Origin of the sequence: Niastella soli (assembly GCF_017742245.1) — a bacterium.
GTDB classification, from domain to species: Bacteria; Bacteroidota; Bacteroidia; order Chitinophagales; family Chitinophagaceae; genus Niastella; species Niastella soli.
On the sequence record NZ_JAGHKO010000004.1, the window covers coordinates 1,218,918 to 1,233,623 of the forward strand.

The 14,706-nt window shown below is 40.2% G+C and carries 13 protein-coding genes; 6 read left to right on the forward strand and 7 right to left on the reverse strand.

The annotated features are described in order from the left end of the window. Positions 1-11: 11 nt before the first annotated feature. The 3 genes from J7I42_RS19680 to J7I42_RS19690 are packed head-to-tail and all read right to left on the reverse strand — an operon-like array spanning position 12 to position 4,544. A complete protein-coding gene (locus tag J7I42_RS19680) occupies positions 12-1,442 on the reverse strand; it encodes a WG repeat-containing protein (protein WP_209140561.1) in 1,431 nt (476 codons plus the stop codon). Between the two features lie 4 nt (positions 1,443-1,446). Then, on the reverse strand, positions 1,447-3,042 hold the full coding sequence (locus tag J7I42_RS19685) for a hypothetical protein (protein ID WP_209140562.1): 1,596 nt from the start codon (positions 3,040-3,042) through the stop codon (positions 1,447-1,449). 26 nt (positions 3,043-3,068) lie between these two features. Next, positions 3,069-4,544 carry a hypothetical protein gene (locus J7I42_RS19690; RefSeq protein WP_209140563.1) on the reverse strand — a complete coding sequence of 492 codons (1,476 nt, stop codon included), beginning with the start codon at positions 4,542-4,544 and terminating at the stop codon, positions 3,069-3,071. 320 nt (positions 4,545-4,864) lie between these two features. Between J7I42_RS19690 and J7I42_RS19695 the strand changes: the two genes are divergently transcribed. After that, complete coding sequence (locus J7I42_RS19695) at positions 4,865-6,238, forward strand: tryptophanase (RefSeq protein WP_209140564.1); 1,374 nt, start codon at positions 4,865-4,867, stop codon at positions 6,236-6,238. A gap of 11 nt (positions 6,239-6,249) precedes the next feature. After that, positions 6,250-6,861: a thioredoxin family protein gene (locus tag J7I42_RS19700; protein ID WP_209140565.1), complete on the forward strand. Its 612-nt coding sequence runs from the start codon at positions 6,250-6,252 to the stop codon at positions 6,859-6,861. 6 nt (positions 6,862-6,867) lie between these two features. Here J7I42_RS19700 and J7I42_RS19705 read toward each other — a convergent pair whose 3' ends face one another. The 4 genes from J7I42_RS19705 to J7I42_RS19720 are packed head-to-tail and all read right to left on the reverse strand — an operon-like array spanning position 6,868 to position 9,195. Further along, positions 6,868-7,089 (reverse strand): ferredoxin, encoded by a 222-nt coding sequence (locus J7I42_RS19705; RefSeq protein ID WP_209140566.1) that lies wholly within the window; start codon positions 7,087-7,089, stop codon positions 6,868-6,870. Further along, positions 7,082-8,317 (reverse strand): peptidase U32 family protein, encoded by a 1,236-nt coding sequence (locus J7I42_RS19710; RefSeq protein WP_209140567.1) that lies wholly within the window; start codon positions 8,315-8,317, stop codon positions 7,082-7,084. The genes J7I42_RS19705 and J7I42_RS19710 overlap by 8 nt, the downstream gene beginning before the upstream one ends. Then, positions 8,314-8,796 carry an acyl-CoA thioesterase gene (locus J7I42_RS19715; protein WP_209140568.1) on the reverse strand — a complete coding sequence of 161 codons (483 nt, stop codon included), beginning with the start codon at positions 8,794-8,796 and terminating at the stop codon, positions 8,314-8,316. Before J7I42_RS19715 ends, J7I42_RS19710 begins: the two co-directional genes overlap by 4 nt. Positions 8,797-8,817: 21 nt before the next feature. After that, positions 8,818-9,195, reverse strand: coding sequence for a putative zinc-binding protein (locus J7I42_RS19720; RefSeq protein WP_209140569.1), 378 nt, complete (start codon positions 9,193-9,195; stop codon positions 8,818-8,820). Positions 9,196-9,964: 769 nt separating this feature from the next. On the opposite strand from J7I42_RS19720, the gene cas6 reads away from it, so the two are divergent. Genes cas6 through J7I42_RS19740 form a run of 4 tightly spaced genes read left to right on the forward strand, consistent with a single transcriptional unit; the run spans position 9,965 to position 14,703 of the window. Next, entirely contained in the window at positions 9,965-10,624 is a 660-nt protein-coding gene (gene cas6, locus J7I42_RS19725) for a CRISPR-associated endoribonuclease Cas6 (protein ID WP_209140570.1), read from the forward strand. Positions 10,625-10,630: 6 nt separating this feature from the next. Then, on the forward strand, positions 10,631-11,224 hold the full coding sequence (locus J7I42_RS19730) for a hypothetical protein (protein WP_209140571.1): 594 nt from the start codon (positions 10,631-10,633) through the stop codon (positions 11,222-11,224). Beyond that, complete coding sequence (cas3, locus tag J7I42_RS19735; RefSeq protein ID WP_209140572.1) at positions 11,214-13,418, forward strand: CRISPR-associated helicase Cas3'; 2,205 nt, start codon at positions 11,214-11,216, stop codon at positions 13,416-13,418. Before J7I42_RS19730 ends, cas3 begins: the two co-directional genes overlap by 11 nt. Beyond that, entirely contained in the window at positions 13,375-14,703 is a 1,329-nt protein-coding gene (locus tag J7I42_RS19740) for a hypothetical protein (protein ID WP_209140573.1), read from the forward strand. Before cas3 ends, J7I42_RS19740 begins: the two co-directional genes overlap by 44 nt. The last annotated feature ends 3 nt before the right edge of the window (positions 14,704-14,706 follow it).

A 14,706-nucleotide genomic window follows, 5' to 3' on the forward strand; every position in this document is an offset into this window, starting at 1 on the left:
AACCAGCGGCATCAATTCCCAACTGGAAAATCCAGATCGGGTAAAGGTTGAATTACCGGCTTACCGTTATTATCAAAATCGATGCTCAAATCTGCTGCCATCATTTTTTTAAGATAACCACTTTCAGCAAACCGGCATTCCGAAAGTATGTTGCCTGCCATCCGGTGGCTTTGTGCAGCCCTTACAAGGGTAAGCGTTCCATATTCAGACTCTGAAATCTCATACGGAATGAACACCTTGTTATCCAACACCAGTATCCTGTCGATCCGGCCTGATGTATAAAATCGCCATTCACCAGTAAATATCATCCGGTCAGTAAGATCATTAACAAAGTCGTCTTTGGCTTTCGCACCGGAAGAAACCGGAAACTTTCTTTCAATATCCCGGTTAACCAGCAGGTTGTCTGCCTTTACCATCGTATAATAACCTTCGCAAAACAGTTCCCATTTTTTACCAGCGGGTGTATAATATTTCCAGGTTCCATACGGCGTACCCGTACGATCGCGGTAGCCATACCCAATGATATCAGTGCTGTCTTTATGCCAGGGCATCAACGCAAATCGATTTTCGGGAGTAGGATCTGGTGTATGCAAAGTGTCGCCACTTAAGAAAATTGTGATTTCATCGCCATTGGCATCCATTGCTTTTTTCTGAAGCGGCTGGCCAGCCCAGGGTGGCAGTTGCTCATCCCAGGGTCCATTTGCACGGATGTTGTGCAGGTCAACATAATAGAAGTTCACTCCATCGTCGCTCACTTCAAAAAGATCTTTGACAAAGTACCTTATGGCAACATATTGCATTGGTATTACCACATCACCTTTTTCATTAACCCAGCCCCATTTGCCATTTTTCCGTACAGGAAACAATCCATAGGCAAACTGCTTCACCTCATCGAAACGAGTCATCAGGTTTTTGACAAAAAATGAAAGATCTGCACGCCGCCGCGCGCCGGACCCGATATAGATCTCCCTGTACTCTTTAAGCATCCTGGCCCTGGAGGCGTTTTTTGTGTTGGCAATTGCATCATCGAGGAGATCCAATACGGTACGATTGGTTCCATCAAAGAAATTCAGGTCCAGTTCCCATTCCTTCGCCACGGGAAGCATCAATCGCTGGTAACCTATAGAAAAGGCGTAAGGCAAGAGATCGGCCAGGCGCCTGGAGCTGTCGGTACAAACCGGTTCATTTAAAAAACGGTGCCAGATGAACCCGATCTTTCTCCGCACCACCTCTCTATCTTTTTCATTGGCGGCACATGCGGCTTCCAGTATGATACGGCGAAATCGAAAACCAGCATTTCCCGGTGAATCATGGTAGTTGCTGTCTAATGCTTCTTTCAGCTGCACAAGACCAGCCGCATGCGGCGTGCATTCCTGGGCAGCCATACGGGAGCAGAACGCAAAAAAACAAATTGCTGTTAACCAAAAGGGTTTTAACCACATCTTATTAAAATTTAAAAGCTGCACCAAATTGTTGTGTCACCGACCCGGTATATTTTGCGCTCATTGGCTTGTTAACGCCATAACGAAACACAAAGGGGCCAAGCAAGAGATATAATCCACCTTCCAGATCGAGAGCCGTGAACTTTGCATCCTTGTTCTCTACCAATTCCTCCTCATTGCCCGTTGTGCTTATAAACTGCCTTAATTCGGTATTGGCAGCAACCCCAGCCCCTGCATAGAGCCAGAATGGGTATACGATCCTTTTGGTAAGCCCGAGGTTGGCATGGATCTCACTGGGGATTATTGTACCGGTGAACTTTTTATTTTTATTTACCGATTCTGCCAGGCTGTTCTTACTGTCGGTTTTCCAATCAGATTTCACTTTAAATAATCCCGATCCTGTACGACCTGAGATATACCAATCGAGCTTCCGGGCTTTCAGGCCACCGGTCATAAATCCAATGAGGTTCGTTTTATCGGCATGCCACCCAAAAAAAAGCTCATCTGGCCGCGACCATCGTTTTACTTTACGGTTTAGGGATTTCAGGTGTGATCTGCTAGCGGCATTTTCACATTGTTGTGCGGTGGTATATAGTTCTATGGCGCGTTGTACGCCACCTATCGTCTTTGTTTTTTCTTCTTTTTTTGCTTCAGCCAGATAATACCTGCAAAGCTCCGCATTCACTGTTTCAATTTCAGGGCCATTGGGGTAACGGTTTTGATATGCCTTATAATAGAAAACCGCATGGTAAAAATCGTTAGCTGTTACATATTCCCGGGCCAACCGCAGATAGTTTTTTTGTAGCACAACATCAGCTTCCTGCTTGTGTATGCCTGCAGGGAATTTCGAAAGATAATATTCATAGTCTTCTATCCTGTTCTTTTGCACCGCCAATGCATACGCCTGCTCATCACGTGCTTTGACCAGTTTAACGGCTACTGATGTTTTGTTATATAATTCGAGCGCCCTGGTATAGTTCTCCACTGCCGGGGTCCATCTGCTCGCTTTCAGATCCAGATCGCCATCTGCTACGTACTTTTTGAACTTTATTTCATTGAACCGGGTTGAATGGGGAAACATAGTAAGGAATTGCTCCAATTCATCGGGATCGTTACTGTTTTTATATACTTCATACATCCGGGATTCGCTTGCAGCTTTTTGTTCGCTGAGCCTGCCTGACTCATTGCTCAATTGCTGTTGCTCGAATTCCTTTGCTTCATCCATTCTTTTTTCGTCAAGCTTTTCTTTGAACTTCCGGTCGGCTTCTTTTATCTCCCCATCTACTTTTTCTTTTAGGGCTATCAGGTCCTTATGCGCCTCTGTTCCTTCATTAGAGGGTGGCGCTGTGCGAAAATAAGTAGTGAGCGCAACAGAAGCATTCACCCAATCGCCCATATTGACATAGCACATGGCTTTTAATGATTCAATGCGCGGATTGCTTCTTCTCAGCGTAGCTTCACAATTACGCAGCAACTGCAGGGCGGTGTTGTTTTCTCCATTTTCATAAGCCTCCCGGGCAGATTGGAATAGCTCAGTGGCCGATTGAGCCATAACAGTATAGGAAACTATAGTAAGTAGTATTACTAAAAAGTATTTCATAACAGGGTTTAGGGGGGATTATTCAATTAATAGTGGAATCGGGCAATATATCCTTCCTTACTGGAAAGGATATTTAACTTGCTGCCCGTGACCAGCCGTTTTAATTTTACAGTCTCGTACTTAGTTGAGGCGCCGATCTGAACCGTATTCATCCGCTGCTTTTTTTCGTAGTCGCTTAGCTTCGCCCATTCTTCTTTTTCACGCGCCTCATTACGTTCTATTGCATCTGTAACCACCTGGGCAGCTTCTGCGGGAGAGTTAAAAAAACGGTCCAGGCCACTAACTGTCCAATTGAATGTTGAGCCTTCAATCCGCTGTCTGGGAGAAAGTTCTATTTCAGCGGTTATTTCTCCATTCGTATTTTCATAAAGCCGGTCAAAACTTTGATACCCGCCAATAGTTTGCAGGTTCCCTCTTTTATCAACCAGTTGTTGTTTATTATCATTACCGTTCAGGACGAAATAAGGAGTTTTCCCGAAGGGCTGGATGCTTCTGTACTTATCGGCATCAAAATTCTTTATGATCCGGGTTTTTGACTTCAGAGCTATGAGCTTTTTCTGATAATCATTTACCGCTTCCGATTTCCCTTCATCTTCAAATGCCGAACCCCATTCATCTGCATTATTATATTTACTCAGATCTTTTTGAGCCAGCGCTTCTTCCGCTTCCTTACTGGGTGGTTTTTCTTCGCCCCGTTGATATTTCAGGTATTTCTCCTGGATGGCATCGATCTCCGCTGCAGGCCATTCAAGTCTTATGTAGGTATTACCGGCAGCACGATGTTCGCGTGCAGTCCCGGCCTGTACCTTTATCCAGGCATTGGAAGCGGCATGGGTGGCTGCATTCATAAATTTAGTCCCCATTTCCTTTAGCTCATCGCTGGGCTGAAAGTCTTTGGGTTGCCTGAACCAGTATCTATAGTTTTCATCACTATTTACCCAAATGACCGTAGAGCCCCAGGTAGTAGAAGAAGGAACATCTGCAGTGGGCGTTTTTTCCGAAGCACCGATCAATAAGTCATTGTTCGTGATATTAAAGAATGCGTAGGCGCCAAAATCAAATTTATCATCAGGATTTAGCCCCATCCCTACCACCGCATTAACAGTAGTAGGCCTGATCGCCTTGTACCTTCGGACAAGATCAGGGTATTTCGAAATATCCTGAAAGAAAACAGAGTATTTGTCTCCATGGAGATACTCCATATTAAGCTTGTAGGCAAAAACCGGGTCGATAACAATATCGCCCAGAACAGCCCACACCCTTACTCTTAAAGCCATGGAGGAAACATTCAGGATTGATTCGTCAAGGTCAAGTTGCTTGTTTTTAAAATCCGGGCTGATCACCATTTCGAAAGTTCTATCCTTTGGATAGATGAAATAGTCGAATGGATTTTTGTAAACAAAAGCCACATCGACTTCACCTTTCTTTTTCAGCTTTATATTCTGGGTGTAAGATGACAGTGCGCAAATGCACATGCAAAGGGCAAGGAGGTACCGCTTCATGCTTAGGGTTGTTGGGTTTCGGTCAATTAGGGTCAAAAAGAAAACACAAATAAGTAAATTCTATTATAATATGCAAGCCCTTTAAAAAATAAGCCGGCAACACAAATGCTGAATAATATTAATATGAAAGTCATACTCCTTGGGCAAAAGCATACCATATGATCAAACTCATCTATTGATAGCCCAATATCACTCATATTTGTTTTTGAATATGTTGCTCTGGAAAAATATCATCCGTAAGCCTACCTGAAGTATTTTACTTCCCTGGATTTCTATTCCCCTTTTATTAAACGCGTAACAGTACGTGCAAAACTTCATACATGAAAACAATCATAGAACCCTTCAGAATAAAATCTGTTGAACCAATATATTTCAATACAAAAGAAGATCGACTGCATATTCTTGAAAAAGCCTTTTATAATCCCTTCCTCATTCATGCCAATGACGTATTGGTTGACCTGCTCACCGACAGCGGCACCAGCGCCATGAGCAGCAGCCAGTGGGCAGGCATCATGCAGGGCGATGAATCTTATGCAGGCAGTCCCAGCTTTTCAAATTTTGAAAAAGCAGTAAAAGAAATAACCGGCTTCCCCATTGTAATTCCCACCCATCAGGGACGTGCCGCTGAGAAAATTCTCTTTAGCCTCCTTGGCGGGAAGGGTAAGTATTTTATTAGTAATACCCTGTTTGACACAACGAGGGCCAATATCGAATTCTCAGGAGCAGAGGGGATTGATTTGCTGTGTGAGGAAGGGAAACACCCTGCCACCCCGGCTCCATTTAAAGGAAACATAAATATTGAAGCGCTAAAGAAGACAATAAATGAAAAGGGAGCTGAAAACATCCCAATGGTGATAATAACCGTCACCAACAACAGCGGGGGCGGACAGCCGGTAAGCATGCAGAATATTAAAGAAGTGAGTTCGGTATGCCGGAAAAACAAGATCCCCTTCTTCATTGATGCCTGTCGTTTTGCAGAGAACTGCTATTTCATCAAACTCCGTGAAAAAGGCTTTGCCAGTAAGTCTGTTCCCGAAATCGCCAATGAGCTGTTCTCTTATGCCGATGGCTGTACCATGAGCGCCAAGAAAGATGCGTTTGCCAATATCGGCGGTTTCCTGGCCATGCACAATCAGCAACTGGCGCAGCAATGCAGAAATCTTTTGATCATTACAGAAGGGTTCACCACTTATGGCGGACTGGCAGGAAGAGACCTGGAAGCCATAGCCATTGGGCTGAAAGAAGTAATGGAAGAACAGTATCTCCAATACCGTATTCGCAGCATTGAATACCTTACTGAAAAACTATCAGCGGCCGGTGTACCGGTAATGCAACCCGCCGGCGGGCATGCCGTGTATATTGATGCAAAAGAATTCCTTCCGCACATTCCTGTTGAACAATACCCCGGGCAGGCTTTGGTTTGTGCTTTATACGCCGAAGGCGGCGTCAGAAGTGTTGAAATAGGTTCGCTTATGTTTGGTAAATACGATGCTGACAGGAAACTGATTCCCGCACAAATGGAGCTGGTTCGGTTAGCTATTCCCAGGCGGGTGTACACGCAAAGCCATATTGATTACGTGGCGGAAGTTATAATTGATGTATTCAAAAAAAGAAATGAACTGAAAGGTTTAATGATAACGGAAGAAGCGCCCGTACTCAGGCATTTTACGGCCCAACTTAACCCTGTTAAATAAAATTTTATACTATGAAACTCCCACAAATTGAACCCAAACGCACCTTTAGCTATACCGAATATTTTTCCTTAACTGAACAAACCGCCAATGGAAACTCTCTGCTTACCCATTCGCTGCCACCCGAAAAAATAGAAGCGGTAAAAATGAATGTGCAAAGGATGAAAAGAATATACAAAACATTCCAACCTTCCCAACAGCTTTGCGATCTGTTAAATAAAATACCGGGTAGAATGCAATGGGTCGTGCTTGCTGAACCCTGGTGCGGCGATGGCGCTCAAAATATCCCTGTACTGGCAAAGATCGTTTCAACCTGTAATAATATTGAACTGAAAATAATTCTTCGCGATGAAAACCCGGAGATCATGGACGCCTTTCTTACTGATGGCAAAAAGGCTATTCCAAAATTGATCTGTATTGATCCACAGCAAAATAAATTGTTAGGCACCTGGGGTGCAAGGCCACAAAAATTACAACAACTTTTTGTTCATTGCAAAAATGACAACCATCGTTCACACGAAGATTGTCTTAAGGATCTGCACGCCTGTTATGCCAGCGACAAAGGCGAATCGCTTCAAACGGAGTTAATCCAATTGGTGAAAAGCTGGCTGGGTTCGATGAATTAGGACTCTTTATACAACTTTAATTATACGAACGGGACAGCCTGCAGCAACCAGTCTTGCACTGGTGGCTGCAGTTTCCGTAACTGATAGAACAAAAACATTTTTCTTTTCCGTTCCTTTCAACAACGTTGCTTTACCGTCCTTTCTTGATATGCGCCAAAGCTCGGGCTGCAACTCATGACAAAAGCCACAGCCGATACACTTGCTGCGGTATTGAATTATTTTAGGCATTCACAATTTTATATAGTTTATCACCAGGCATTAGTTTTTCTTTTAAGGGAAATGTTATCTTATCGCCTTTAATTGCCTCCCCCGCTTCGTTGCCATTAACCCAAAGTGTTTCCATTTTTTCTTTTATCATTCCAAAATGCCGGCCGGTAGCCAACAGCGTGTCACCCGTTTTTATATTTCCCGATTCAATTAAAAACTCGCCTACCTTGATCTTTGAATAATACTTAGTTGCCTTTCCGATATAAACTTTTTTCTCTGTTGCAGCCGAACCGGATTGTGAGGCCCATTCGCCTGATTTTCTGCCAAGGTAGTACCCCTCCCAGAAACCGCGATTATACACTTTCTCTAATTCCGTTTTCCATGTAGCTATTTTTTCCGGGGAATAAGTACCGTTGTTTACCGCTTCCACTGCTTCCCGGTAGCAATTGGTTACTACCTGTACATACTCAGGCCCTTTGGTCCTCCCCTCAATTTTCAGCACATCTACCCCACTATCAATTACCTGGTCCAGGATATCAATAGTACACAGATCTTTTGGCGACATGATGTACTCATTGTCTATCAGTAATTCTTCACCAGACTCCGCATCTTTTACAAGATATGAGCGGCGGCAATTCTGCACACAGGCACCCCTATTGGCCGATGCATTGTGCGTATGCAGGCTTAAATAGCATTTACCCGATATGGCCATACATAAGGCACCATGGACAAACAACTCAATTTTCATCAGGTTGCCCGAAGGCCCCTTGATCTTTTTTCGCTTTATTTCCGAACAAATGCTTTTCACCTGCCCAAGCGTAAGTTCTCTTGCCAACACAATTACATCGGCAAAAGAGGAAAAGAATTTTACCGATTCAATATTACTTACATTGGCTTGGGTTGAAACATGAAGCGGAATGTTCATCTGCCGGCAGTATTCCATAACTGCTATGTCAGCCGCAATAACAGCATCAATTTTTTGTTTCTTTACCTCTTTCAGGATGGTCTTCAACAACTGCATGTCGTGTTCATACATTACCGTGTTAAGCGTGATATAGGCATGAACATTATTTGCTTTACAGATGCGGCTGATCTCCTGAATATCCTTAACTGAAAAGGAGTTGGCAGAACGGGTCCGCATGTTCAGTTGTTCCACCCCGAAGTAAACAGCATTGGCACCGGCGTTGATAGCCGCCTGCAAGCTTTCAAAAGAGCCGGCGGGAGCTAATAATTCAATTTGTTTTTTCATTCAAGCTCCCTCACTGTATTTTTTATTACGGCTGCCTTGCGCTTCCGGTTCATCGCTTCTTCATAATATTGCTTTTCAGACACAGTAACCGGTTTTACAGGAATTGCCTTTGTTATCTTTCCACCATTGTCAAGTGCCACAAAGGTGAAATAGGCCTCGCTGATCAAATCGCTTTTCCCGGTCAGGATATTTTTTGCGAGTGCAAAGACAAAGATCTCCATGGAGGTATTAAAGCTCCTTGTAATTCTGGCAGAAATGGTAACAACATCTCCGGGGCCTGCGGCTTCGTAAAAAGCAACAGAGTTGATAGCAGCCGTTACACATATTTTTTCAGCGTGGACCTGCGCACAAACGGCGGCGGCAATATCCATCCATTCCACCAAACGGCCTCCCTTTAAGATGCCCATCGGATTGGTGTCGTTCGGACAAACGACCTCGGTTTTCACGGTTTCAGATTCTGCAGGTGTTTTTTGTCTCATATAAAAGGATTTTAAACATATTCAAAGTGCCTGAAGCATGAGGTGAGATTCAATTTCTTTCAAAACCCTACCCGCCTCCTCCAGATCAAAATCATGGTGTTGCTTTTTGCCAACACCAAATTTTGTCAGTTCAAAATGTACGTCAGGAGAAATATTATGATTGCCAAGACAGGCTTTGCTGCAAGCCAACGGACAGCCATCGATAGCTATTATTTTTCTTCCCGACGAAGCGGTGCGGACCAGCTTTTTTACATTGCCGCCAACGCCAGCTATGCATGACATTTCAGCGATTCCCTCCCGATCCATTTTTATTGCCAGGTAATTGGCCATTTGAGCGGCGCTGGAACAACCTGAGCACGAATACACCAGGGGCTTTTCAGGGGATTCTGTTTTTAGCATAATCTATAATTGTATCAGGTAAATGATAATGGGATCTTTTCACCTTTTGTTTTGTATGCCAAGGTCGATAATACCTTTTAAACGCAATATGATTTTTATCAGGTAGGCCTGTTTAACCGGAAAGATAAGAGTCAGTAAAGGAACCTATGTAGTAACGAGAAAAATTAAAGTCATGGCCCATGCATTCAGGCTATAAATTGAAATATGATCTAACTCATAATAGGAGTGAATATAAATACAGGTTGTTGTATGGATTATTTACCCATTCAATCTCTCATGATCACGTCAACTAACAGGGTTTAATATTTAGGATTAACAATAATCTTGAACTATTATTAGGGAATGGCTATTATAAAATACTATAAAGCCTATTTAAGAATAAGTGTTATGGCGGAAAACGTATTGTTGTCATAAATCAAGAAATTTATAAATTTCAGAGGCAATAGTTCTATTATTTGAAAAACATTGATAATATCGTGTTTCAAATTTCGCATTTCAGAAAAACTCTGAACTTATTTCAATTTCTGTAATTCCCAGCCAAACACAACATTAGATACTTCACTTACAGGGTAAAATAATCGCTTTTCCTGTAATTAAATTTATTAATAAACCATTCGATAAGGGTGTGAATAGGCGAAGCTGTGCATATGCCTAAATATCTAACCGTAATGAAATTTTATCCAACTGACAATGGCTATCATACTTTGGAGACAACATGATAAATCAAATGTTTTACTAAAATGAAATTAAAACTTAAAAACCTATTGTAATGCGTCTCTATCTACAAGTAACCAGAAACAACAAACTAATTCCATTTAATTATCAATCTTATTTAACTGGAGCTATACATAAATGGCTAGGACGTAATGAACATCATGGGGCGTTAAGTTTATACTCTTTTTCCTGGTTTGAGAACGCAACATTAAAAAATAATTCTGGGATAATGTTAAATGACAATTCTTTCTTTTTTATTAGTGCTTTCGAGGAAAATCTGATAAAACAAATTATCAATGGCATATTGAAAGATCCGTCTCTCTGCTTTGGTTCTGAGGTTGCTGAAATTCAAATTTCGAATACACCTGATTTCTCCTCAAAGGAAATGTTTTTTACAGGCAGCCCGGTTTTTATAAAAAGAAGGTTTGACAACAAGGAAAAACATATAACTTATGATGATACTCAATGCAATGATTATCTAACTGAAACACTACAAAAGAAATTAAAGGCAGCCTACTTACCATTTGAAAATATCAAAGTGAGCTTTGACACGTCCTATTCACTCCGAAAAACAAAAGTCATTAAATATAAAGAAATAAGCAATCGAGTAAACATTTGCCCGGTAATTATTGAAGGTAGCCCTGAGCAAATTGCATTCGCCTGGAATGTGGGAATTGGAAATTCCACCGGAATCGGTTTCGGAGCTATAAAATAACCATTTATGAGATACTACGTTGTAAAATATTCTGGCCCATTTGGATTCATTAAACCATGGACAGCCGTAAGAGATGGCGAGACTTTTAGTCAGCAGTTCCTTACTCCTTCAATTGTTGAAGGCATAGAAAAAAAGTTATTTCCAGAATTGTTAAAAGGTAACCATTATGGAAAAATAACCAGAATAATGAGACATAGATTAACCTATCAGGCAATTAGCAGGCAACAGGAAGTAATTCAAACGCGCGGGTTTGAATTTAATAAAAGTGAGAAAAGAATAGTACGACCCCGATCTATTCTCTCCAGAGGAATACTGATTAACCCAAATGTTTACCTGGCTTTTGGAAAAGAAAAGGAAGCAGCAATTGCGCTAGGGCAGCACATTTGTTTATGCAGAAATGAAGACATATTATTTCCAGATGACCGGATGTTAAAATTATCGGAACAGGAATTCAATAAGCTAGACGGATTTGAGCTTCATTTTGAAAAAAATAAAAACACCTTCATGGTAGGATACAATCGCTTTAATAAATTCCGGGAAATGTTTGGGCGGTTAGAAGTTACCAATAATCCATTACATAACAACATAAATGAATATTAAAAAATTCAACCATTTACTAGCCAAAAGCATCAATAATGGTGGATTATCTCTTATTGACCATCTGCTTCAAGTCAAAGCTGCTGCAGTGACGATTGCTAATTATCTTGAAATGGATATAACTATCGCAGTATTAGGTGCAATACTCCATGACATTGGTAAGGCCAGCACTGTATTTCAGGAAAGATTAAAACCTGGCTTTGATTGGACAATTGCACGACCGTTTCGCCATGAATTGGCATCTCTACTCTTTATTTCCCTAGTCGATGAGGCCATCAAACCTCAAATCATAGAAATGATAGTTGCTCATCATAAATCAATAAAGAAGGACTATAAAGGGTTGGGAATACTAGATTTACAGAAAGATTATATCAATCGTGATGAAGCATTCCTATTGCATAGTAAAGATTGGGAAATCTGGAGTAAAGATGCATTAGGTATTTTAGGATGCCTGGGTTTTACCGTAAGGGAAATTAGTTTGCAAGAAGCTAAAGAAAACTATTACTACGCAGTGGCATATTGTCAAAAATTATATAGCAACCATTACGGATGGAGTCCATGGAAAGGTTTATTAATGGCAGCAGATATTTTTGCTTCATCGTTTACTAAAAAAACGGAAAAAGCATGCAGCAAGCTCTTTCAACACCCTGATTTAACATATTATAACAGGAAAGGTGAGTTCCATCCCCTTTCAAATATATCTTCAGTCTCTGAAAAGAGACATACCCTTGTAATTGCACCTACAGGATCAGGGAAAACTGATTTTCTAATAAGACGATGTAAAGGGCGCTTCTTTTACGTACTACCTTTTCAAGCATCAATAAATGCAATGTTTCTACGGATCAAAGATGATCTAAGGTTTCATAATCCTGATTTAAACATAGGATTATTACATGCGTCGTCAAGAATTCAACCAGGCATAACTATTGATGAAAAAATGCTTCAAAACAAAGTGGGTGCCACTGTCAAAGTACTTACTCCACATCAAATTGCCGGAATTGTATTTGGCATCCGCGGGTATGAAGCAATGATTTTAGACTTAAAAGGTTGTGATGTAATAATAGATGAAATCCATTCTTACAATAATGAGACAAAAGTAATTGTTTTAAAAATCATAGAAATGCTGGCTCATTTAGGCTGTAGAGTTCACATAGGCTCTGCGACTATTCCTCGCAAATTGCAGGATAATATGCTAGAAATATTAGGAAGAGCTAACGTTTACCAACCCAAACTATTCAATGTAGTTTTAGACACGTTTGATAGGCACATTGTTCACAAAATACCAAATTGGATTGCTGCTCAACCTATTATTAAGAAAGCCATCGAAGAAAAGCAGAAAATTCTAGTCATTTGCAATCAGGTTGGCAATGCGCAAAAAGTATATGATGAACTAGTCGATACATATGCAAGTATTAAGCAGCTGTTGATACATGCACGGTTTGCCAGAAGTGACAGAGCAGTTAAAGAAAGCAAATTAACTAAGAATTATAATAACTCTAAAAAAACCTGCATTGTAGTATCAACACAGGTAGTGGAAGTTAGCCTGGATATAAACTTCGATATTTTAATTACCGAGAGTGCCCCATTGGATTCCCTTATTCAGCGCTTTGGAAGAATCAACAGAGAACGAAATGAAACCACTATTGGCAAATACAAACCCGTATATGTAATACAGCCACCTAACAATAAAGCTGCAGCACAGCCCTATGAATTAGATATTTTGAAAAGAAGCTTTGCTGCATTACCAGATAATAAACTATTGAAAGAAAGGCATATTCAAAATAAAATAGACACTGTTTTTACAAACTTTAATATTTCAAGCATTGACGGGCATTCGATCTTTAGTAAAGGAGAATTTAATATCAGAAAATTAACTCATGCCCCAAAATCGTATTTTTTGGATATACTAAACATTGATACTGCCACCTGCATTCGTGAAAGTCAGGTGGAAAAATATCTCGCTTTGGATTTATCCGAAGATGAAAAAATGAACATGGAAATACCGGTACACTACGGAACAATAGCAGGAAAAGGTTTACTTAAAATTCGAAATATTGGAACAGCTCCCTTCATTATCCCGGACATAGCTTACACAAGTGAAAAGGGAATCATGATGAACCTAGTCACTCCGAAAAATTATAAACCAACTTATTATGATTGCTTCAAAAATCGGAAAAACATTTTTAACCGCTTATAACACTAAATACAAAAAAAGCTATAGCGCGCGGGATTTTTTTGAACGAATCTACTTTCCACTTTTTTATGATCATGAAAAATATATGCAATGGATCTCAAATTCTCCATACGATCAAATCTCCAAGCAAAAACTAACAGGCGATAAAAAGAAAAGACATGAAGCTAATAAAAAACTTATTACTGCAATTGAGAAACAAGAAATTGGCATGAGCACCTCCGTTGGTTTTCCGAGTTCGGACGTAATGGCTACAACATCGGGTATGGTTAGTAATATTAAACTGCCCTTACATTCAGAAAACATATACTTATCCTGGATTGGAGGCGGTTGTGGGATTGGAGTACAAGGTGGACTGTCTTTGTATATTGATAACGCTGAAGTATTAATGCTTGTTTTCGAAGGCTGGAAATTGTACAGAAAAGAATATTTAAACAAGCTAAAAAAACTTAGAGGAAACCAGATGGACACCTGGAATGGGCAATGGCTTGCACATGCTATGGATACTAATTTTAATCCTAAAAAGCCATTAGCAGAGTTCAATCCAATTGAAACAGATAAAGCAGGCAATATGCAATTATCAACTCAAAACTGGCTTAAAGTTATTTTTGGATTAACAAACAAAATAAAAAATCATATAGTTACTGGATACATTTTTAGTCTTGGCAACACAAATTTCACCGTTGGCTTTATACCATTTAATCTGCCTCAAATTAAACATCCGATAGAATTGTATAAAATAATATTCGGAGAAAATGAGTATTTGAAGAATGCAAAACAGATTGAAGGTTTATTTGGATCGGAACATTCCTTTCTCAAATGCTGTGAAATGGGCGCAATTGGAATAAAAGCACTTGAGCCAAAAGGATTGAAGGGTTACATTTTTCTACAAAATGGAGAAATGAAAATGCCTGATTATAAAAAGCAAACTCAAATTGTAACTTATAACACTTATATAACCTGGATATTATCTATGCTAAACGCAACTGAAACGCTTTGGGAAAAGGCGGGAGCTTATGCCCAAATCTTATTAACATATGAACAAAGTGCTAAAAAGGGAAGCACCAAAAAAGGAAATGAAGTTAGCTTCATTTTAAAATCTTCTTACCCAAAGCAATTTATTGACGCATTAACTGTATTGTTGGAAGATAATAATATCGATCTAAAAGCAATTAATAAAATTGCTGAAGAAGCCGACAGAATGCCTAAAGAAAATTTCCCATACTTTCTGTCTTTAATTCGCTTCAAGTATGCTTATCATAAAAATCTTCTAAAAACTTCAAAACTATAAATT